The sequence below is a fragment of the Sphingobium sp. FG11 genome (genome assembly GCF_057809915.1).
Window position 1 is genome coordinate 20,513 of record NZ_JBMDKW010000005.1, and the last position, 20,847, is coordinate 41,359.

General features: G+C 63.4%; 15 protein-coding genes and 1 tRNA gene. 7 read left to right on the forward strand and 9 right to left on the reverse strand.

The window, feature by feature from the left end; all coding sequences use genetic code 11:
• Nucleotides 1-12 precede the first annotated feature (12 nt).
• Nucleotides 13-891, reverse strand: a complete 879-nt coding sequence (dapA, locus tag ACODSN_RS05730) for a 4-hydroxy-tetrahydrodipicolinate synthase (protein ID WP_489053834.1) — start codon at nt 889-891, stop codon at nt 13-15.
• Between the two features lie 144 nt (nt 892-1,035).
• Here dapA and ACODSN_RS05735 point away from each other — a divergent pair, with 144 nt between their 5' ends.
• Complete coding sequence (locus ACODSN_RS05735; protein ID WP_489054126.1) at nt 1,036-3,084, forward strand: lytic transglycosylase domain-containing protein; 2,049 nt, start codon at nt 1,036-1,038, stop codon at nt 3,082-3,084.
• Nucleotides 3,085-3,128: 44 nt separating this feature from the next.
• A complete protein-coding gene (gene greB / locus ACODSN_RS05740) occupies nt 3,129-3,614 on the forward strand; it encodes a transcription elongation factor GreB (RefSeq protein WP_489053836.1) in 486 nt (161 codons plus the stop codon).
• Between the two features lie 20 nt (nt 3,615-3,634).
• On the opposite strand, the gene paoC is transcribed toward greB, so the two are convergent.
• From paoC to paoA, 3 genes are read right to left on the reverse strand one after another with little or no spacing between them, the layout of a single operon-like run.
• On the reverse strand, nt 3,635-5,851 hold the full coding sequence (gene paoC, locus ACODSN_RS05745) for an aldehyde oxidoreductase molybdenum-binding subunit PaoC (protein ID WP_489053838.1): 2,217 nt from the start codon (nt 5,849-5,851) through the stop codon (nt 3,635-3,637).
• Entirely contained in the window at nt 5,848-6,804 is a 957-nt protein-coding gene (locus tag ACODSN_RS05750; RefSeq protein WP_489053839.1) for an FAD binding domain-containing protein, read from the reverse strand. Before ACODSN_RS05750 ends, paoC begins: the two co-directional genes overlap by 4 nt.
• Nucleotides 6,801-7,439: an aldehyde dehydrogenase iron-sulfur subunit PaoA gene (gene paoA / locus ACODSN_RS05755; protein ID WP_489053841.1), complete on the reverse strand. Its 639-nt coding sequence runs from the start codon at nt 7,437-7,439 to the stop codon at nt 6,801-6,803. The genes ACODSN_RS05750 and paoA overlap by 4 nt, the downstream gene beginning before the upstream one ends.
• A 268-nt stretch (nt 7,440-7,707) precedes the next feature.
• Between paoA and ACODSN_RS05760 the strand changes: the two genes are divergently transcribed.
• Nucleotides 7,708-7,782: transfer RNA gene (locus tag ACODSN_RS05760), tRNA-Gly, on the forward strand.
• 441 nt (nt 7,783-8,223) lie between these two features.
• Nucleotides 8,224-10,212 carry a TonB-dependent receptor plug domain-containing protein gene (locus ACODSN_RS05765; RefSeq protein WP_489053842.1) on the forward strand — a complete coding sequence of 663 codons (1,989 nt, stop codon included), beginning with the start codon at nt 8,224-8,226 and terminating at the stop codon, nt 10,210-10,212.
• Nucleotides 10,213-10,224: 12 nt separating this feature from the next.
• Here the strand turns inward: ACODSN_RS05765 and ACODSN_RS05770 are convergent, their stop codons facing one another.
• Together ACODSN_RS05770 and ACODSN_RS05775 are read right to left on the reverse strand one after the other, a co-directional pair.
• The gene (locus ACODSN_RS05770) at nt 10,225-10,491 is read right to left on the reverse strand and encodes an Arm DNA-binding domain-containing protein (protein ID WP_489053844.1); all 267 of its coding nucleotides are present in this window, start codon (nt 10,489-10,491) and stop codon (nt 10,225-10,227) included.
• 93 nt (nt 10,492-10,584) lie between these two features.
• Nucleotides 10,585-12,876: a TonB-dependent receptor gene (locus tag ACODSN_RS05775; RefSeq protein ID WP_489053845.1), complete on the reverse strand. Its 2,292-nt coding sequence runs from the start codon at nt 12,874-12,876 to the stop codon at nt 10,585-10,587.
• Between the two features lie 938 nt (nt 12,877-13,814).
• Between ACODSN_RS05775 and ACODSN_RS05780 the strand changes: the two genes are divergently transcribed.
• Complete coding sequence (locus tag ACODSN_RS05780) at nt 13,815-15,548, forward strand: CocE/NonD family hydrolase (RefSeq protein WP_489053847.1); 1,734 nt, start codon at nt 13,815-13,817, stop codon at nt 15,546-15,548.
• 124 nt (nt 15,549-15,672) lie between these two features.
• Complete coding sequence (locus ACODSN_RS05785; RefSeq protein WP_489053849.1) at nt 15,673-16,434, forward strand: SDR family NAD(P)-dependent oxidoreductase; 762 nt, start codon at nt 15,673-15,675, stop codon at nt 16,432-16,434.
• A 111-nt stretch (nt 16,435-16,545) separates the two neighbouring features.
• Here the strand turns inward: ACODSN_RS05785 and ACODSN_RS05790 are convergent, their stop codons facing one another.
• The 3 genes from ACODSN_RS05790 to iolG form a co-directional block, all read right to left on the reverse strand.
• Nucleotides 16,546-17,424 (reverse strand): MurR/RpiR family transcriptional regulator, encoded by an 879-nt coding sequence (locus ACODSN_RS05790; RefSeq protein ID WP_489053850.1) that lies wholly within the window; start codon nt 17,422-17,424, stop codon nt 16,546-16,548.
• A 123-nt stretch (nt 17,425-17,547) separates the two neighbouring features.
• A complete protein-coding gene (locus tag ACODSN_RS05795; protein WP_489053852.1) occupies nt 17,548-18,297 on the reverse strand; it encodes a TIM barrel protein in 750 nt (249 codons plus the stop codon).
• 59 nt (nt 18,298-18,356) lie between these two features.
• Nucleotides 18,357-19,355 carry an inositol 2-dehydrogenase gene (gene iolG, locus ACODSN_RS05800; RefSeq protein WP_489053853.1) on the reverse strand — a complete coding sequence of 333 codons (999 nt, stop codon included), beginning with the start codon at nt 19,353-19,355 and terminating at the stop codon, nt 18,357-18,359.
• A 179-nt stretch (nt 19,356-19,534) separates the two neighbouring features.
• Between iolG and ACODSN_RS05805 the strand changes: the two genes are divergently transcribed.
• Entirely contained in the window at nt 19,535-20,803 is a 1,269-nt protein-coding gene (locus ACODSN_RS05805; RefSeq protein WP_489053855.1) for an MFS transporter, read from the forward strand.
• Nucleotides 20,804-20,847: the final 44 nt, after the last annotated feature.

Below are 20,847 nucleotides of genomic sequence, written 5' to 3' on the forward strand. Positions count from 1 at the left end.
CGAGATAGGGTCTCAAACCAGTCCCGCAATCTCCAGTGCCCGATCGACCGCCGCGCGGCTCGATTCGGACGGCCAGGTGATCGGCAGCCTGACATCGCCGGGCATATCGGAACGAACCCGCGAGAGCGCATATTTAACCGGGCCGGGTGAAGAGTCGCTGAACAGGGCATCGTGCAGGGGATAGAGACGATCCTGCAACGCCAATGCGCCCTCCCAGTCGCCACCAAGGCACGCAGCCTGAAAATCGGCGACGAGGCGCGGCGCGACATTGGCGGTAACGGAGATGCAGCCCCTGCCCCCCATGGCGTTGAATCCGAGCGCGGTTTCGTCATTGCCCGAGAGCTGGCAGAAATCGGGGCCGCTGGCCAAGCGTTGCGCGGTGACCCGCCCGAGATTCCCGGTGGCGTCCTTGATGCCCACGATCGACTGATAGTCCTGCGTCAGCCGGTGGATCACGGGCACGCCGATATCGGTGATGGTGCGGCTCGGCACATTATAGAGGATGATCGGTAAATCGCACCGCTCGGCGAGATAGGCGAAATGCTGGAAAACGCCCTCCTGATTGGGCTTGTTATAATAGGGCGCGACCACCAGCGCCGCGTCCGCGCCCGCCGCCTGCGCCGCGAACATATGTTCCAGCGCGATCCGCGTGTCGTTGGAGCCGCATCCGGCGATCACCGGCACCCGCCCCGCCGTCTGGTCGACGCAGATGGCGATGACGCGATTATGCTCTTCCACCGTCATGGTGGCGCTTTCCCCGGTCGTACCGCAGGGCACCAGTCCACTGGATCCTTCCGCGATCTGCCAGTCGACAAAGGCACGAAATGCCTCCTCGTCGATCGCCCTGTCGCGAAAGGGCGTCACCAGGGCTGGAATCGACCCGGAAAACATGCGTAAACTCCTTCTCAAGCCCGGACGGCCACGGCATGATGGCGGCGGGGCGCTATAGCGCGTCATTCAGGGCCTGATAAGGATGCAATGACGATAATGTCCAGCATGCACGTCCATCCCCGTCGAAAGGCCGTCTTTGTCCGTATGCCGTTGATCGCCCTTTTGCTGCTGGCCGCAGGTGCGAGCGCCCAGACCGAATCGCCCCTGACCGAATCCGGCGCGCCCGCGCCCGTTTATCCGCGTGGCGCCGTGGTTCAGCCGCTGCCCGGCAGCACCCTCCCGCTCCAGCCAAGCCCCTGGAACCAGGCGCAAAGCCGCATCGGCGTGGCGCAGGACGGCTCGGTCGCTGCGACCATCAGCCAGTGGCGCATGCTCCAGCAGAGCGATGGGCTTGGTTTTTCCACCTACGCCAATTTCCTGATCGCCAATCCCGGCTGGCCGGGCGAGGACCGGATGCGCAAGCTGGCCGAAGGCGGGATCAACCCCGACAGCTTCGACCCGCGTCAGGTCACCGCCTTCTTCGCCCGCTTCCCGGCGCGCAGCGCGACCGGCCATGCGCGCAACGCCGTGGCGCTCGTGCAGCTGGGCCGGATGGACGAGGCGCGAGTCGCCGCGCGCAACGCATGGATCGGCGGCTCGCTGAGCGCGACCGACGAAGCCCGACTCCTGTCGCTGTTCGGATCGACGTTCACGCCCGTCGATCATGACCAGCGCGTCGATGCGCTGCTGTGGGGCGGGGACCTGAACGGTGCCACGCGGATGCTGGCCTATGCCTCGCCCGCGCGCCGCCCGGTGTTCGAAGCGCGCATCGCCTTCCGCCGCCAGGCGCCCGACGCCGCGATCCGCATGCAGGCGGCCGAAAGCATCGGCACGACCGATGCGGGCTTCATCGCGGACAAGGCGGTCTGGCTGCGCGATACCGGCAACTGGGTGGCGGCGCGGCAATATCTCGCGAACCGCGCGACCGTCAGCTTCCGGCCCGCCAACGCGGAAAAATGGTATGAAACGCTGTTGGCGCAGGCCCGCGCATCGGCGGCCGACAGCCAGTGGAGCTTCGCCTACGGTATCGCGAGCAAGCTCGATGACGCCTATGCGCCCGGCATCGACGTGCGCGACCGCCCGATCGGCGAGCGCGACGATTATACCAGCCTCGCCTGGCTGGCGGGCAGCACCGCCTTTTACAATCTCAGTCGTCCCAGCGATGCGATCGCCATGTTCCGCCGTTACGCGATGGGAGCCAAATCGCCGCAGACCCAGTCCAAGGGCTATTATTGGGCCGGTCGCGCCGCGCTGGCGGCAGGCGACCCGGCGTCGGCCAACAGCTATTTCGCGCAGGCGGGCGCATTCCCCGACCAGTTTTACGGCCAACTCGCGCTCGAACGGCTCGGCCGGCCGATCCCGCCGCCCGCCACCGTCGAGCGCGCCGTCCCCATTTCGGTGGCTGACCGCGACGCCTTCAACGGCCGGTCGGTGGTGCGCGCGGTCCGGGCGCTCGGGCAGATGGGCTATTGGGAGGATCAGAGCAAATTCGCCCGCGCCATCGCCAATAATGCCGACAGCGATACCGACCATTATCTCGCCGCCGAACTGGCCCAGTCGATCGGCCGCCCCGACATGGGCGTAATGGTCGGCCGCCGCGCCGTTTCCAGCGGCCTCACCGGCTATGGCGAGGCCGCCTTCCCTCGCGTGCCCGTGCCGCCGTCGGCGCAATATAACTGGACGATGGTCCATGCCATCGCGCGGCAGGAAAGCCAGTTTGACCGGCAGATCGTCAGTCATGCCGGCGCGCGCGGCCTGATGCAGCTGATGCCCGGCACGGCGCGGGAGCAGGCGGGCAAGCTCGGCATCGGCGGCGGGTCGCTGGACGATCCAAGCTACAACATCATGCTGGGTTCGGGCTATTTCCAGCGCATGCTCGACTATTATGGCGGCAGCTATCCGCTCGCGGTCGCCGCCTATAATGCCGGGCCGGGCAATGTGAACAAATGGCTCGCCGCCAATGGCGACCCGCGCCTGCCCGGTGCGGACATGCTGCGCTGGATCGAGCAAATCCCGATCTTCGAGACCCGCAACTATGTGCAGCGCGTGCTCGAAAATGCCGTGGTGTATGAAGCGATGAACCCGGAGCGCGCGAAATTCCGGGGTACGAGCGCGGTGCTCAGCCGCTATCTGGGCAAACAAACGCCCGGCTGAATTTCAGTCGCGCCGATGACCCGTCCGAGGATAAGGGGAGCGTCATGACCATCCCCTATCCCAACTATATCTCGCCAGAGGGCTTTGCGAAGCTGCGCGCCGAATACGACCATCTGCTGGGCACCGAGCGCCCCGCGATCGTCGAGGTGGTGAGCTGGGCAGCGGGCAATGGCGACCGCTCGGAAAATGGCGATTATCTCTATGGCCGCAAGCGCATGCGCGAGATTGACGGCCAGTTGCGCCGCCTGTCGAAAAAGATGAAGGATGCGAAGGTGGTCGACCCCCGCGAGCAGGCCGACCGCAGCCGGGTCTATTTCGGCGCGACCGTCACGATCGCGGACGAGGATGACAATCATCGCACCGTGACCATCGTCGGCAATGACGAAACCGATGTCGATGCGGGGCGTATCGGCTGGGGATCGCCCATCGCCCGCGCCCTGCGCGGCGCGGCGATTGGCGATTTACGCCGCGTCGCGCTACCGGCGGGCGAGAAGGAATATGAGGTGATGGCGATCGCCTATCCCGCCTGAACCCGGAGCGCGCAGGGAACTCAGACCAGCGCCGATCCCTTCGCCCGATCCAGCAGCTTGTCGATCGTCAGCGGATAATCGCGCAGGCGGATTCCGGTCGCATTGTAGACGGCATTCGCCACCGCCGCGCCCGCGCCGCAAATGCCCAGTTCGCCCACGCCCTTCGCCTGGAGCGGCGACGCCTTGTCGTCCAGATCGTCTAGAAACAGAATATCCTGCGCCGGAATGTCGGCATGCACCGGCACGAGATACTCCGCCATGTCGTGATTGACGAAGAAGCCGAAGCGCGTATCGACGGTCAACTCCTCCATCAGCGCCGCGCCCACGCCCATGGTCATCGCGCCGATCACTTGGCTGCGCGCCGATTTGGGATTGAGGATGCGCCCCGCCGAAAACACGCCGCCCATCCGCCGGATGCGGATTTCGGCGGTATCGACATCGACGCCCACTTCGCAGAAATGCGCGCCGAACGTCGCCTGCGCATAGCGTTTGGTCAGATCGCCGAACTCGGCTTTTTCCTCCGCCCACACCCCTTCGCGCGTCGCCAGCTTGCCCAGTGGCTGCGACTGGTTGCCGAAGCGGACCAGCCCGTCCTCGAACAAAACATCGTCGGCAGGAAAGCCCGCCTTTTCCGCGAGCATCCGGCGCAGCGCGACGCAGGCGGCATAGACGCCCGCCGTCGAACTGGCCGCGCCCCACTGCCCCCCCGATCCTGCCGACACCGGGAATTTGCTGTCGCCCAGCCGCACCGTGACAGCGGCCAGATCGACCCCCATCATCTCCGCCGCCGTCTGGCCAAGGATCGTATAGCTGCCGGTGCCGATATCGGTCATGTCGGTTTCCACGATCACGCGGCCCGAGCCGTCCACCCCCACCCGCGCGGCGGACTCCGTCGTCATCGCGCCGCGAAAGGCGCACGCCACGCCCATGCCGACCAGCCAGCGCCCGTCGCGCACCTGGCCGGGCCTCGCATGGCGCCGCGACCAGCCGAAGCGATCCGCGCCCTGCCGCAGACATTCGACCAGCTTGCGACTGGAATAGGGACGCTGCGGCCCGGCTTCGGGATCATATTGCACGTCGTTGCGAATGCGCAGTTCGACCGGATCGAGATTGCAGGCTTCCGCCAGCTCATCCATCGCCACTTCGAGCGCCAGCAGCCCGACTGCCTCGCCGGGCGCGCGCATCGCATTGCCTTCGGGCAGGTCCAACGTCGCCAGCCGGTGCGCGGTCATGCGATGGTCGCCCCGATAAAGCAGGCGGGTCTGCTGGGACGCCATTTCCGCGCCGCCGCCGGGCAGATCGCCCGACCATGTCTCATGCCCGATCGCGTCGATCACGCCATCCTTATCCGCGCCGATACGGATGCGCTGGATCGTCGCCGGCCGGTGCGTCGTATTATTGGGGATTTGCGGCCGCGCAATCGCAACCTTCACCGGGCGTCCCACCGCGCGCGCGCCCAGCGCCGCCAGCACCGCATCGGCGCGTAACCACAGCTTCGCGCCGAACCCGCCGCCGACATAGGGCGACACCAGCCTGATATCCTCGGGCTTCATCCCGAGCGTCCTGGCGACATCCTTGAGCGTCCACGCGACCATCTGGTTGGACGTCCACAGCGTCAGCTTGCCGTTGTTCCAGGCGGCCGTGGTGGCGTGCGGCTCCATCATCGCATGGCTCTGATCGGGCGTGGTATAATGTTGATCGATCTTCACCGCCGCGCGGGCGAAAGCCCCGGCAAAGTCGCCGACCGCGGTATCCGCCGCCCCGCCGAAACCATCGGGCGCCTTTGCTGCCGTTGCCCGCTCGGCCGCCAGATCGAAGCGGCCCTTGGCGGGCGCATAGTCGATCCGCACCAGCTTCGCAGCATCGCGCGCATGTTCCAGCGTATCGGCGACGACCAGCGCCACCGCCTGATCATAATGTTCGATTGCGGGGCCACCCAGCAGATGCGCGGTGTTCAAATTGCCCTTGGCGAGCGGCCCGGCATTGCGATGGGTGATGACGGCCAACACGCCCGGCGCGGCTTCGGCAGCGCCCGAATCGATCGCGGTGATGCTGCCCTTGGCGATGTCGGCGCCGACGATCCAGCCATAGGCAGCGTTGGGTGCGACATCGTGGCGTTCATAGGCATAGGGCGCGGTGCCCGTCACCTTCGCCGGACCGTCGATCCGGTCGAGCGGCTTGCCGATCACGCGTCCCCGATCGATGGGACTTGTCGTGGCGGGCGAATCGAACTTCATGGCCGGCCCTCCGTCTGGCGAAAGACCGATGTGAGCGTGCGCGCCGTCAGCCCTTTCTTGAAATCATTCTGCGCCGTGGGTCGCGCGACTGCCAGCGCTGCTTCAGCTACCGCACCCGCCCCCGCGCCTGCCGCCGCATCGGCATCGGCCACGCGCCACGGTTTGGGCGCCAGACCGCCAAACGCGAAGCGCGCCGACCCGTCCTTGCCGAATATCGCCGCGACCGACACCAGCGCAAAGGCGTAGGAGGCGCGATCGCGCACCTTTCGATAGACATGCCGGCCGACCAGCGGCCTGGGCAACGTCACAGAGGTAATCATCTCGCCCGGCGTCAGCGCCGTTTCGATATGCGGCGTTTCGCCCGGCAGGCTATGAAAATCGGCGATCGGGATCGACCGCCGCGCACCACTCGCCGCCACCGTATCCACCGTGGCGTCGAGCAGCCGCATCGCCACTGCCATGTCCGACGGATGATGCGCTATGCACGCGTGGCTGACGCCGATGATGCCCAGGCTCCGGCTCGCCCCCTCGATCGCGCCGCAGCCGCTGCCGGGCTTGCGCTTGTTGCACGGCATGCGCGTATCGTAGAAATAGGGACAACGCGTGCGCTGGAGCAGATTGCCCGCCGTCGTCGCCTTGTTGCGCAACTGCCCCGACGCGCCGGCCAGCAGCGCGCGGCTCAGCACCGCATAGTCGCGCCGCACTGCCTTGTCGGCCGCCAGATCGGTGTTGCGCACATGCGCGCCGATGCGCAGACCGCCCTCCGGCGTCGGCTCGATCCGGTCCAGCCCCAGATGATTCACATCGATCAGATGAGACGGTGTCTCGATCTGCAATTTCATGAGGTCGAGCAGATTGGTCCCGCCGGCGATAAACCGCGCGCCCTGCACCGCCGCAGCCGCCTTGGCCGCACCCTCCACGCTGGTGGCGCGTTCATAGGTAAAGGGCCTCATGCCTTGTCCTCCGCCGCCCTATGGCCGCTGGCGTCACGGATCGCCGCGATGATGTTGGGATAGGCGGCGCACCGGCAGATATTGCCGCTCATCCGCTCGCGCAGTTCGGTGTCGGAAAAGGCGACATGGTCGAGATCGTCGGTCACATGGCTCGGAATGCCGGCCTCGATCTCATCCAGCACTGCCACCGCCGAACAAATTTGCCCAGGCGTGCAATAGCCGCATTGATAGCCATCATGCACGACGAACGCCTTTTGCATCGGATGCAGCCTGTCCGGCGTGCCCAGGCCCTCGATCGTCGTCACTTTCTCGCCTTCATGCATCACCGCAAGCGTCAGGCAACTGTTGATGCGCCGCCCCTCGACGATTACGGTGCACGCGCCGCACTGGCCATGGTCGCATCCCTTTTTCGTGCCGGTCAGATGCATATGCTCACGCAGCGCATCGAGCAGTGTCGTGCGCGGATCGAGCTGAAGATGCACATCCTGGCCGTTGATCGTCAGACCCACCGAAATCATGTTCATGCCTCCGCCCGGCCTGGATTTTGGAGCCGCCGCCGCAAAGCCGGGCGCGGCAGCAGCGACCGCCGCGCTGCCTTGCAACAGGCCACGGCGCGTGATGCTTTGGGATGTCATGAACGTCCTTCCTAACGGGCTTACATGCCATACGAAGCGGGCCGGCAATCGATCCACGGTCGCGGAAATGATAGCAAAATGCAACCGGCAGGACAGATCGGTAAACCGGATCGTTGCGGGTCAGAGGGTAATATGGGACCCGCGAACCTGAAATGCCGCACCGATCGGGCTTATTTCATGCAAGCACGATTCTCCCCTTGCCCTCTCAAAAAACCGCTGCTAGGTGCCACGCCTCACCCGCCGAGAGGGTTTCCTCCCGGCCGCCAGAGCGGGCGTAGCTCAGGGGTAGAGCACAACCTTGCCAAGGTTGGGGTCGAGGGTTCGAATCCCTTCGCCCGCTCCAAAATTCCGACAGAAATCAATGAGATAACCGCCTTGTGCGGTCCTGTTCCGGCAAAGCCGGATTTCAGAACAAGGACCGGCAAAGGACATGGCGGAAACGCGGTTGTGGTTGGTCGCCTGGTGATTGACGCCCATATTCAGGGTTCAACTTTTTACGTTTCGGGTAAGAAGCGTTGTGGCGTTCGACGGGAAGCGCGAACGAATGAGCAACGACATTAGCCTGTTCCTGCGTTCAAGCCTAATTGCGCCCTTGCCTCCACTTGCAAAGATGCGCGCGTTCCGATGCATCGGAACGCTCACGGTTTTGCCGCCGGGATTTTGTGTTTAGTAACGGGCGGCAAGTCGGCCCGATACATGGGGGGCTTTAAGTCGAGTTTGTGAGTCCGTACGGGGTTCATATGGGGTGGTGATGCGGATGCGATTTGTTGGGTGGGGTCTTGTGATGGGGCTGGGAGCGGCCTACGCTGCGAACGCGAACATCGTGGAGCCGAAGGAAGCTGTGGGACCGATCGTCGTGACGGGGGAGGGGCTTGCCTTGCCGCCGGGGACGCCGGCCTATGGCTCGGTCACAATCGACCGGACGCGCCTCACCAACAGCGCGTCCGGCCGGATCGAAAGCGCGCTGGGCGACGTCGCGGGGTTCCAGCAGTTCCGCCGTTCCGACAGCCGATCGGCGAACCCTTCGGCGCAGGGCGCGACCCTGCGCGCACTGGGCGGCAACGCGTCGAGCCGGACACTGGTGCTGCTCGACGGGGTGCCGATGGCGGACCCGTTTTTCGGCTATATACCCTTCAGCGCGCTGGTGCCCGATCGGCTCTCGGCCATCCGCGTCACGCGGGGCGGCGGCGTGGGCGCCTTTGGCGCCGGTGCGGTCGCCGGCACGATCGAGCTGGCGACCGCCACTCGCGCCCAGTCGCCGATCGTTGCAGGAAGCGCGCTATATGGAAGCCGGGACGCGACAGAACTTTCTGCCAGCGTCACGCCGGACCTTGGCGGCGGCTATGTCTCGCTGTCCGGCCGCTGGGATCGGGGCGACGGGTTCCAGACCACCCCCGCGGATCAGCGGGTCGGCGCGACCGTCCCCGCAGCCTATGAAAGCTGGTCGGCGCAGGTGCGCGCGGTCGCGCCGCTTTCCGCCACCGCCGAACTGCAATTTCGCGGCACGCTGTTTCGTGACAACCGCACCCTCCGCTTCAAGGGCGCGGACTCGTCCAGCGAAGGGCAGGACGCCTCAGTCCGCTTCGTGTTGCGGGGACCATGGCAGGTGGATGCCCTCGCCTATCTCCAGGCCCGCAACTTCGCCAATGTCGTGATCTCGGCATCAACGTTCCGCAGGTCGCTCGATCAGCGCAATACCCCTTCGACGGGCATGGGCGGCAAGATCGAACTGCGGCCGCCACTGGGTGCGGATCATGTGCTGCGCATCGGCGCCGATACCCGCTTTGCCACGGGCGATATGTTTGAAGACGCCTATAACGCGAATAGTGCCGCCAACCCCGTGACCGCGCGCCGCCATGCCGGCGGCAGGCAAATGACGAGCGGGCTTTTTGCGGAGGATGACTGGACGCTGGGTCGTCTGGTGCTGACCGGCGGCGTCCGGGCGGATCGCTGGACGATCAGCGACGGCTTCTTCCGCGCCACCGGCGCTGGCGCGGCCGACAGGCGCTTTGCCGACCGATCGGACTGGGCCTTCTCCACGCGGGCGGGCGCGCTATACCGGGTCGGCGACGCCATCGCCTTACGGGCCGCAGCCTATACGGGCTTCCGCCTGCCGACGCTCAACGAGCTGTACCGGCCCTTCGTGGTATTTCCGATTACCACGCAGGCCAACGCCGCGCTCGACCCGGAAAGGCTGAAGGGCGCGGAGGTCGGCATTGACCTGACGCCGGCGCCCGGCGTCACCCTGTCGGCGACGGCATTCGCCAACCGGCTCGACGACGCCATCGCCAATGTCACCATCACCCCCGTCACCCGCCAACGGCAGAATGTCGATCATATCACCGCGAAGGGGCTAGAGTTGACCGCGACGGCCCAAGCGGGCGACCTCCATCTTGCGGCATCCTATGCCTACAGCCACAGCATCGTCCACGCGCCGGACATGGCGTTCGACGGCTTCACGCCCGCGCAAAGCCCACGCCACGCGGTTAGCGCCACGTTCGCCTGGGCGCCGGACCACGGCCCGGCCCTCTCCGCAACGCTGCGCTATGTCGGCAAGCAATATGAGGATGATCTTCAGCTCGACACCCTGCCTGACGCGCTGACGATCGACGCCGTCGCGAAAGTGCCGCTCGGCCATGGCGTGACGCTGGTCGCACGCGCCGAAAATCTGTTCGATGCAACAGTCGTCACCCGCAAGGCCGGGCCCTCCATCGATCTCGGCACCCCACGGACCTTGTGGCTGGGATTGAGCTTCGCGGCCCCATTTCATTGAGCGGCGTGGTCGTCATTGCCGGAAAGGGCCCAGGTGAAGGGTTTTCTGTGCGCCGCCGTAACGCCAGAGCTTGGATCCCGTCGTCTGGACGACGAGGACCAAGCCTTGGACATCCGCAAATCTGTAGGGTTTCGCCTTCGGTTGGGCAGAGGTGATCTGGAGTTGGGTAGTAGGCAACGCTTCGCAACGGGCGTTGAATTCCGCATACTGCTTGGATAGTGCTGCTGCGTCGATTGTGCCGCGTGCTGATGGTTGGTGTGTAATCGCAAGGTGCCGCATTCGCGATCAATCTTATCAACTTCTGTAGGGGTAAAAAATGCGGCGAGTCAGACTCGCCGCATTTAGTATGGCCACCAACATGAGTCTGGGTGCCTAGAACTTAAGGTCCAGAGCAAGGCCAAGTTGACGGAAACCGCCATAGCTCAGATTCTGAATATGGTCTCCGGGGAAGAACGGATGGCCCTGGACCGTAGCGACATATCGCTCATTGGTGCAGTTGCGGCAGAAGGCGCGGATCGTCCAGCCCAATGTCTTTTGGGTTAGAGCCAATCCGAAATCAAATGTCGTATATCCTTTCTGCTGCGCATCGGGGTCGCCATTCGACAAAAAGTTGTATGAGGACTGTGACAAGGCGGCCGCGCTGAATATTGCCGCATATTCGTCACTCAATGGCTGCTCATATTGAACATCCACGAGCCCCTTCCACTTGGGCGCATTTGGCAGCCTCCTGCCCGACGAGTCCGTGGCGCCATTCGTACAGTCTGCCTGTCCGACATAGCAGGTATCGCCGGTGAAGGAGATGAAGCGAGCATCCGTATAAGCCAGTCCCGCGTTCAGCGTCAGGCGGGAAAGGGGACGGACGCTAACCTGCAATTCCGCGCCCCGCGTGCGCAGCTTGCCCGCGTTCTGCAACAGAAAGGTGAGCGAGGTGAAATCGATACTCTGCGCCTGGAAGTCCTTGAAATCCGTCTGATATACGGCAGCATTCACCGTCAGCTTCCGATCGAAGAACTGAGCCTTCGATCCGATCTCATAGTGCATTGGGATCTCCGGACGCACATATGACAGCGAGTATTGCGCATAGCCCGGTCCCTTATAGCCGCGAGCCGCAGTGCCGTAGATCATCCAGTCGGACTTGAGATCATATTGAAGCGTCGTGCGCCAGGACAAGTTCGTCTCATGGCGGCTCTGCTCACTGAGAGGGGTGACGGGCAGTAGCCCCAACACGCCGCCCCCAGCCGTGTTCTCATACTGCATGGTTATGGTATCGTGTGTGACGCGGGCGCCCACAGTGAACTTTAGCCCGTCTGTGATCTGATAGGAACCTTGCCCGTAAGCGGCATAGCTGCCGAGACGCTGATGCCAAAAGCTGTCGCTCCCCAGGAACGTCGTAAACCCGGGAGGCACCGCTTGTCCCAGCGATGCCGCCAGACGAATATCCTCCTGAACATTTGCCTTGAGCATGAACAGGCCGACCTGATATTCGAACTTTCCGCCGGATGGCGATGTGAGACGAAGCTCATCCGAGAATTGATTGACCTTAATGCCGCCACCAAAATATTGAACAAGCGGCAGCGGGCTATAGTCGGCATCAAATGCCTGTGACGTCTTAAAGGCCCGATAGGCGGTAATGTTGGTGATCTTGTAATCGCCGCCCAGATCGTAAGAAGCTTTAAGCTGTCCGCCGCCTACCCGAAGATTGTAGAATGTCTGGCCATCATAGGCTGAACGGTCATTATCCACCCCCGGCGTTATACCGAGCGGCGGGAGCACGAAGGAAAGCGGGCTGGCCGGTGTCGCGTTTCGAATGCTCGCGACCCCTCCGCCGGCACCCTTCGAGTCCATATAGTCCCCGGCCACCAGGATGGAGAGCCGGTCGGTGGGTTCCCACAGAAGCTTTGCAGACCCTCCTATCTGACGCAGCCCGCCATCAAAATTGGCATTGGGAACGACGTTCTTTTGGAGCGCGGAGTTCTTGACGTAGAAGACGTTGACGCGCGCAGCAGCATTGCTGGACAGCGACATATTTCCAATGCCCTGAGCACGGAACAGCGACGTATTGTTGGCATTGTCGAGCTTGCCATATTCGGAGAAAAAGCGGCCTGAGTTGACCCCGATTTGAGGGTCGTTCGTCCGGATATTGATCAGACCGGCGGACGCGTTTTTCCCGAAGAGAAAGCCCTGCGGGCCGTTAAGCACCTCGACCTGCGCCAAGTCGGTGAAGTTTATAACGCCCAGTTCGGACCGTATCAGCGTTACGTCATCCACCACGACAGCGACCGTCGGCTCCATGGAACGCTGAAAGCTCGATGTGCCCACGCCACGAATCGAAAAGTTCGTGCCCTGCGCGTTGGCGGCATTGTTCTGAGTGACGAGGCTGGGTGAGAGCCGCGCCAGATCCTCCGGATTCTGGACGCCGCGCTGACGCAAGGTTTCGCCTTCGATCGCCGTCACGGCGATCGGAACGTCCTGCAGTCTCTCCAGCCGACGGTTCGCGGTTACGATAATATCTCCAACCGTAAGGTCAGCTTTGGACTTGGCGGCTGAACCGGGGGCGGCATCTTGCGGCGCGCCGCTTTCTGCGCTGGGTTGAGCGAGAGCAAGCCCGGGGGAAAATATCCAGGCCGCCGTCGCGCACCAAAAGCCGTATCGTAGTCTCATCATTCCCCTCCTAAGGCTATGCATCTCGCACTTTCCAGCAACTTATTATAGAATATAACTTCGTTCAATGGCCATATATAGAATATTTCGTTCGTATCGCGCGCGGATATCATCTGTCTGCTGAGGGGTGAGCAGTCTCGGGCCGATCCTTGAAATCCATATCCAGTCGGCCAAACTTAAGGGGTAAGAGCTTGACGCTAAGGTGAAGTGACTGCATTGCCCACCTCAGAAACACCGAAATCCGCTTTTGAAAGTAGAGGGCAAAAAAGGCTCTCGGTGCCGTGCGCGCGCTGGCGCAAGCGCATCTGCCGATGTAGAATGTATATTTCACTGAAATTTTATATCGGGGAAATGCACCGGTCCCTTATTCGATTATTTTGAAGGTGCGGCCGGCATGGAGAGATGTTTCGCTCCGCCCGGCGGCGTTGGCATTCTAGTCCAGTCGTCCGATATCTCGCCCTGACGCCATCGCCGACTCTCGATTCTTTGTCCCGCCCTTGCTTAAGCGCCTTGTCGGATTCGCAAATTTCGTGTGATGAATTCCAGAGGTTGGAACTATGAAGTATGTATTCTGACAGCCGGCACGATTCGATTTAGGGTGCTCTCGCTTTCCTGACTGGATGTTGATTGAGGGCGCTGACAGCCTCTGGGGAAAGCGGACGCTTTTAGGTCCGAAGTGGCACTCCATCCATTCGGAAATTAAAAGTCGCCAATCATATTGACGGAATTAATATTCCATACCATTCCATGTCGGCGTTCTGGGGAAGGGGAGCCGAATGCTTGGGCCGTTGCATCAAGCACGTGGCTGGATGGGCGTTGCGTCAATCTGGCAGCCGCTCAAGCGCATCGGCCGTAGGTGCGAGAGTCTCAAGGCGGGCCTATATGCGAAGGTCTTACGCAAGAGGCCGGCGGAATGATAAACCGATAGATGTTGGAGAGAAATGATGACGCAAGAACTCGCCGAAACGTCGCTGCGATCGATGACGGTGACCGTAGAGGCTGACGTGCCGGTGCCGATGCGCGACGGAACCGTTTTGCGGGCTGACGTCTATACCCCGGAAGGTGAGGGGCCTTGGCCGGTGCTGTTGTCGCGCACGCCTTATGGTCGTGCGGTGCCGGATCATCTGATGGTTCTGGAACCCGTTCGGGCGGCGCAGAAGGGATTTATCGTCGTGCATCAGGACACGCGGGGCCGTGGTGGATCCGAGGGTGAATGGATGCCGTTCCGCCACGAATATGACGATGGCTACGACACGATCGAATGGGCCGCCCGCCTGCCCAAAGCGAACGGCCGCGTCGGCATGTTCGGCGGCAGCTATGTCGGCAATACCCAATGGATGGCCGCGGCGGCGCAGCCGCCCTCGCTCGGCGCGATCTCGCCGATGGTGACATGGTGCGATCCGATGGACGGCCTCTATGGTCGAGGCGGGGCGATTGAATGGGGAGTCGAACTGCCCTGGAGCACCCAGATGGGCTTCGAATATATCGCCAAGAACCCCGCACTTCCGCCCGAGGAGAAGGCGCGCCTGGCCGGCGAACTGCTCGCCGATGTGGATGGCATGAAGGACAAGGGCTATTGGGATCTGCCGGTCCGGCGCAGCCCGACGCTGGCAAAATACAAGGTGCCGGGGCTGGGGGCGATCCGGGCGATCGACGAACCCGATACGGTGGCCTGGTGTCGCGTCGCCGGACAGCATGACCGCATCGATGTGCCGAGCCTCCATTGGGGCGGCTGGTACGATATCTTCCTGCAGGGGACGCTGGACAATTATGTGACGATGGCGTCGGCGGGCAAGGATGCGCGGCTGCTCGTCGGCCCGTGGACGCACGGCATCTTTCGCGATCCGATCGGCGATCTGTGCTTCGGCGCGATGGCGTCGCGGCTCTACGCGCCGGTCCACCCGCACGGCGACACGAACGACTTCCAACTGGCATGGTTTCGCCGCCACCTGACCCCCGATGCTGATGTCGCGCTGCCCGATACGCCGGTGCGGATCTTCGTCATGGGTCGCAACGAGTGGCGCGACGAGCCGGCCTGGCCGCTGGCGCGCGCGCGCATGGAGCCGCATTATCTGCGCCATGATGGCGGCCTGACGAAAGACGCGCCGGACACGACAGCGGACGCTTCGACCTTCGCCTATGATCCTGCCGATCCGGTCCCGACCGTGGGCGGGCTGCTCGTCATGGCGACCGCCTATCCGGCCGGGCCGCTGGATCAGGCGGTGGTGGAGGCGCGCGACGATGTGCTGCTGTTCACCTCCGCACCGCTGGAGGAAGAGGTCGAAGTCACCGGCCGCATCCGCGTCGTGCTGCATGCGGCGAGTTCGGCGCCTTCGACCGACTGGGTCGCGCGGCTGTGCGACGTGCATCCCGACGGGCGATCGATCATCCTGGCCGATGGCATCACCCGCGTTGCGAGCGGCGCCGATGCGGTCGGCCGCCACGAGATCGACCTGTGGTCGACCAGCAATGTTTTCCTGCCGGGACACCGCATTCGGGTTCAGGTGACGAGCAGTTGCTTCCCCCGCTGGGACCGCAATCTCAACACCGGCGATCAGGATGGAACAGCGATGCAGGTCGCGCAGCAGCGCATTTTCCACGATGCCGAACGGCCTTCCTTCATCGAACTTCCGGTGGTTGCCGATGCGGTTGTGCCGTCTGTTTCTGCGAGCTAGAGTTCGTTATGCATCGTCCAGGACGCCGCGCGGCAAGGCGCGGCGTCTTTTTGTGTAATTGGGAATCGCCAACATAAGGCGCCGGATTAATTGCGGCCGCTGATCTCGAAACAGGAATGACCGAATGAATGTGAAGGATGTACCGGCGATCGTCACCGGCGGAGCCTCGGGACTGGGTCGCGCGTCGGCCGAAGCTCTGGCGGCGGCAGGGGCGCGCGTAACACTGATCGATCGCAACGCCGATGGCGTGGCGGCGGCGGCCGCCGCGCTGGGAGCTCTGGGTATTTCCTGCGACGTTACCGACGAAGCGGAGGCCGAGGCCGCGATCGCACAGGCGAGGGCGGCGCACGGGCCTGCGCGCATCCTGGTGAATTGCGCGGGCGTCGCACCTGCCGCGCGCATCGTCGGTCGCAACGGCCCTGCGCCGCTCGCCGACTTCGCGCGCGTCGTCAGCATCAATCTGGTCGGCACCTATAATATGATGCGCCTCGTCGCGGCCGATGCGGCGGTGCTGGAGCCGCTGGAACATGGCGAGCGGGGCGTCATCGTTTCCACCGCCTCGGTTGCCGCCTTTGAGGGCCAGATCGGCCAGGCGGCCTATGCCGCTTCGAAGGCGGGGGTCGTCGGGCTGACCCTGCCCGCCGCGCGCGAACTGGCGTCGGTGGGCATTCGCGTCTGCGCGATCGCGCCCGGCCTTTTTGAGACGCCGATGATGAGCGCGATGCCGCAGGAGGTGCAAGATGCGCTGGGTCGATCGGTGCCTTTTCCGCCGCGCCTTGGCAGGCCGGAAGAATATGGGCTGCTGCTGATGGCCATCATCGCCAACCCGATGCTGAACGGCGAGACCATCCGCCTCGACGGCGCCATCCGCATGCAACCGAGGTAACGGGGTCGCGTCCGCCGGAACAGACTCGGCTTCGACCTCTTTGCGATCACCGGCATCGGCCGGGACGATCTGGAGCGACACGATCGGGACGGCGCATGGAGCGCACCCTATTCACGATATAGGGTGCGCGCTGACCACGTCAGAGGGCTCGTCGGGCGGCGTACGACGGCTGGCAAGTCCGATCGCAAGGGACTGGGCGAGGCACATCGATGCCGCCAGCGAACGGAAGCCGCGGACCTCTGACTCGCGAACCTGGAGAACCAGCGCATGTTCCTTGGCGATGGCGCCGATGACGCTGTCGGTGATAGCGATCACCGCGCCACGTCCAGCGAACGCATCGACCAGAGCGATCGTTTCCGGGCTGTACGGGGCATAGCTGATCGCCACCAACACGTCGCCATCCCGCAGGCCGCGGGCCTGTTGCAGGTGAAGGCCGCCGACGCCGTCGATCAAAACTGTCCGCTTGTCGGCTTGCGCGAGCATGTAGGTGAGATAGCTTGCGACCGGGAAGGAGCGACGGAAACCGGCGACATAGACTGTGTCGGCCTTCTCGATCAGGTCGATGGCCTCGGTCAGTTCGCGCATGCCTACCGAATGATTCAGATTCTCCAGCGCGAGGATGTTGCCCTTGACGAATTCGGACAGCAATTCGCGCGGCCCTTCCTCTTCGCCCGGCGCGGCGTAGCGATGCTGCCGGATCCGCTCGGCATAGCCCAGCGAGCGATCCTCCTGGAGCAGCCCGTCGCGGATCAGCCGCTGCATCGGGCTGGCGCCGGCGAAGCCGAACGCCTGAGCGAACCGCACGATGGCAGATGGCTGGACGTTACTGCGCTCCGCCACAACCGCCAGTGTTTCGAATGCGAGGTCGTTGGGCTCGTCCAGGATGTGCCGGGCGATCCGCTGGAGACGGTCGCTCAGTTCGTCGTAGCGCTCGCGTATCGCCAGAAGGAAGCTCTCCAGATTTTCAGGCGGCTTGATCGTCATTTCCATCACCCCTCTGAACACGAAACGGTTCGCGGAACAACCGTTTCATACGGCTATCCGATGAGTCGGTCGTACCACCTGACATTTCAGCAGCGTCGCAGGTGGCGGCAAAGCGGCATCCCGATATTGCTAAACTACCGTAAAAGCAGCCCGGAATGCATCGAGCGCAGCAGAAGGATTGCCTGATGCCCAACCCTCCAGGCCGACGGGGCCTTCATATCCCATTGCGGATAGTGCGCGCGCGATACCGGAATAGTTGATCTCGCCGGTGCCGGGTTCACAGCGGCCCGGCACATCAGCGACCTGGATCTCGCCGATGTACGGCAGCGCCTGGCGGCAAAGTTCAATCAAATTCCCCTCGCCGATCTGCGCGTGATAGAGGTCGAGCATCAGGCGTATCGAGGGACGGTCGACCGACGCGATCAGTTCCAGGCATTGGGCGGCCTTGCCGAAAGGGACGCCGGGATGATCTACGGGCGCGTTCAGATTTTCCAGCACAAAGGTGACGCCTGCTTCATCGCCCAGATCGGCGAGGCGGCGCAACGTATCCCCCGCTTGCAGCCACATGGTGCCCGTCACTTCGGTCGCAGGGCGCAGCGGCAGCCCGTCGCCACCCAATCCGGTGCCGTGCAGGTTGAGTCGAGGCACGCCCAGCCGCTTTGCGACCGCCACCGATTCACGCGCCGTCGCCAGCAACTCATCGGCGCCGTCACAGTCGGCGAGGCGGCCCCGAATATAGCCGGTCATCGATGAGAAAGTGGCGCCACTCGCGGCCAGTGCGTCGATGTCGTGGCGCGTCCAGTCCCAGATTTCCACCAGGTAACCGGCGGCGTCGATTCGCCGCACGCGCTCCAGCGGCGGCAGATCGACGAACAGCATCTCGCTCGACGCCGCGAGCGGAAAGGGCACGCCCACGAAGCGACCTTTGCCGGCGCTCATTAATCGCCGCCGGTTCCAAGTGTGACCACGCGGCCGGTGCGCGCGGACTGTTCCGCCGCCTCCGCCAACAGCAGCGCGCCTACGCCATCGTGCTGATCCGCAAGAGGCGCCGCCTTGCCTTCCAACACGTCGGCGAAATGTTCCATCTCGATCCGGTAAGCGGCAGCGTAACGGTCTAGGAAGAAGTTCTCGAACGGCGCCGTCTTCGCGCCTGGCTCGGTCCAGCTTTGCACTGTGGTCTCGAGCACATTGTCGGCGCGGATCAGCCCCTTGGACCCGAAGGCTTCGATACGCTGGTCATAGCCATAGCCGCTGCGTCGGCTGTTGGAGATAACGCACAGCTTGCCGGTGACGGTGCGCAGGATGATTTTCGCGCTGTCGAAGTCGCCCGCAGTGCCGATTTCCGGGTCCACCAGCACGGAGGCGGAGGCAAAAACGCTTTCGATCTCCTCGTCCAGCAGCCAGCGCGCCATGTCGAAATCATGGATCGACATGTCTTTGAAGATGCCACCTGATGTCTTGATGTAGGCGGGCGGCGGGGGCGCGGGATCGTGGCTGATGATGTGGAGCGTCTCGAGCGCGCCGATCTCGCCCTGCGAAAGCCGCGCGCGGAGGCTGGCAAAGTTGGGATCGAAGCGGCGATTGAAGCCGAGCAGCACCTTCGGCCCTGCGGACTCCAGTTCCTTCAGCGCCCCCAGTGCGCGGTTGACATTCTGATCCAGCGGCTTTTCGCAGAATACGTGCTTTCCGGCCCGCACTGCGGCGAGCGTGTAGTCGAGATGCGTGTCCGTCGAACTCGCGATCACGACGCCGGCGACCTCGGGGTCGGCCCAGATATGCTCCGCGTCCGTCGTCTGCGCGCCATGTTCCTGCGCCAGCCCGGCAGGGTCGCCATAGGGATCGACAATATATTTCAGCGATAGCCGCGGATTGCCCGCAGCGTTCGCGGCATGGATCTTGCCGATTCGGCCGGCCCCGATAACTGCAATACCAATCATATCCGAACTCTTATAAAATAGAATATATGTTCCGATCAGGTAGCCGCAAAGCCGGGCGTTGTGAAGTATATTTCTCTGCAAGTCCGACTTTCCCGCCTCATATTATGGAATGAATATTCCACATAATTTATTGACAGATGTTGCATTTCTCGTATTTCGGAGGCGGAGAGGATATTGGGATGGCCGAAATGATCGGATTCACCGCTTCGGCGCGACAGCCAGAGGTGCTGCGCTCAAGGACGCGGCGGTTGGCTATCCTGCTGTTCCTCGCCTATTCATCGCTCATCACCATCTTCCAGGGCGTGCAGAATATTCTGCTGCCCCCCGTGGTGCAGCGCCTAGCGCCCGATGCCAAGGTCTCGACGATGGCGCTGCTGGTTACTCTCGCCTCGGTTACTACGGTCATCGCGCTGTTTGCAGGAGGCGCCGTCTCGGATCGCACGCGGTCGCGCTGGGGGCGGCGGACGCCGTCGCTGGTGCTCTCGTGGCTCGCGGGCGTGATCCTGATGCCTGTCATGGGCATCGCCGGTTCGGTCAGTTTTCTCGCGGTGACGCTGCCGCTGCTGTGGTTCGTGCTGAACTATTGCCAGTCGGTGCTGCTGGCCGCGCTGCCCGACCGTATCCCGGACGATGAACTTGGCTTCGCTTCCGCCGCGATCGGCCTCGGCGCGCCGGTCGGGATATTTTGCGGCGTCAACTTGGCGGCGTTCGCGTCGAACACCCTCGTCGGGTACATCATTCTGGCGATTCCCTTCACGATCCTGATCTGGATGCTGGTGCTGCTGGAGCCGGAGGAATCGTCGATCGATATGTCGGTCGCGCCCCGGCAGCCCTTATCTCTCGCCAGTTTCCTGACGCAATTTTCCAGCGTGCGGGATCGCAACTTTGCGCTGGCGCTCGCATCGCGCTTTTTGATGTTCCTGTGCTATTTTGCGGTGAACGGCTATATGTTCTACATCGTGCAGGACTATCTCGGCGCCGCGAAGGTGCCCTTCGGCAGTGTCGCCGCGGGGGTGAGCATCCTGCTGAGCGTAATGACGATAACCTGGCTGGTGGTCACGCTCGGGTCGGGTTATTTTGCCGACCGGATTGGTCGCACCGCGTTTGTCGTTGCTCTCGCCTCTTTCGGGGCCGCGATCGTCACCATGCTGCCGGCGGCAAGCGCAAGCTGGCCGGTAATGATCGCTTTCGCTCTCGGCATCGGGCTGACCTTCGGCGCTTATTTCGTCCTGGACCTGAAGCTTGCTACCCTCGTCCTGCCTGCTCCAGAGCATGCCGGACGCGACCTGGGTATCCTGCTGGCGGCGGGGTCTGCCCCCGGAGTCATTTCCCCCGTGATCGCTGCGTCCATCATTGAAGCCGGCGGCTACCCGGCGCTGTTTTTTTTCGGTGCGGCAGTCGCCGCGCTGGCAGGCGTGTGTGCGATCCTGATTCGCATCGCGCGTTGAGCGGAGGCGCGGCTTACGTATTGCGGCCTTGCATTAATATTTCC

Coding starts and splice junctions, on each gene's coding strand:
- dapA (WP_489053834.1), bottom strand. CDS start 891: ATGTTTTCCGGGTCGATTCCAGCCCTGGTGACGCCCTTTCGCGACAGG.
- ACODSN_RS05735 (WP_489054126.1), top strand. CDS start 1,036: ATGCCGTTGATCGCCCTTTTGCTGCTGGCCGCAGGTGCGAGCGCCCAG.
- greB (WP_489053836.1), top strand. CDS start 3,129: ATGACCATCCCCTATCCCAACTATATCTCGCCAGAGGGCTTTGCGAAG.
- paoC (WP_489053838.1), bottom strand. CDS start 5,851: ATGAAGTTCGATTCGCCCGCCACGACAAGTCCCATCGATCGGGGACGC.
- ACODSN_RS05750 (WP_489053839.1), bottom strand. CDS start 6,804: ATGAGGCCCTTTACCTATGAACGCGCCACCAGCGTGGAGGGTGCGGCC.
- paoA (WP_489053841.1), bottom strand. CDS start 7,439: ATGACATCCCAAAGCATCACGCGCCGTGGCCTGTTGCAAGGCAGCGCG.
- ACODSN_RS05765 (WP_489053842.1), top strand. CDS start 8,224: ATGGGGCTGGGAGCGGCCTACGCTGCGAACGCGAACATCGTGGAGCCG.
- ACODSN_RS05770 (WP_489053844.1), bottom strand. CDS start 10,491: ATGCGGCACCTTGCGATTACACACCAACCATCAGCACGCGGCACAATC.
- ACODSN_RS05775 (WP_489053845.1), bottom strand. CDS start 12,876: ATGATGAGACTACGATACGGCTTTTGGTGCGCGACGGCGGCCTGGATA.
- ACODSN_RS05780 (WP_489053847.1), top strand. CDS start 13,815: ATGATGACGCAAGAACTCGCCGAAACGTCGCTGCGATCGATGACGGTG.
- ACODSN_RS05785 (WP_489053849.1), top strand. CDS start 15,673: ATGAATGTGAAGGATGTACCGGCGATCGTCACCGGCGGAGCCTCGGGA.
- ACODSN_RS05790 (WP_489053850.1), bottom strand. CDS start 17,424: ATGGAAATGACGATCAAGCCGCCTGAAAATCTGGAGAGCTTCCTTCTG.
- ACODSN_RS05795 (WP_489053852.1), bottom strand. CDS start 18,297: ATGCTGTTCGTCGATCTGCCGCCGCTGGAGCGCGTGCGGCGAATCGAC.
- iolG (WP_489053853.1), bottom strand. CDS start 19,355: ATGATTGGTATTGCAGTTATCGGGGCCGGCCGAATCGGCAAGATCCAT.
- ACODSN_RS05805 (WP_489053855.1), top strand. CDS start 19,535: ATGGCCGAAATGATCGGATTCACCGCTTCGGCGCGACAGCCAGAGGTG.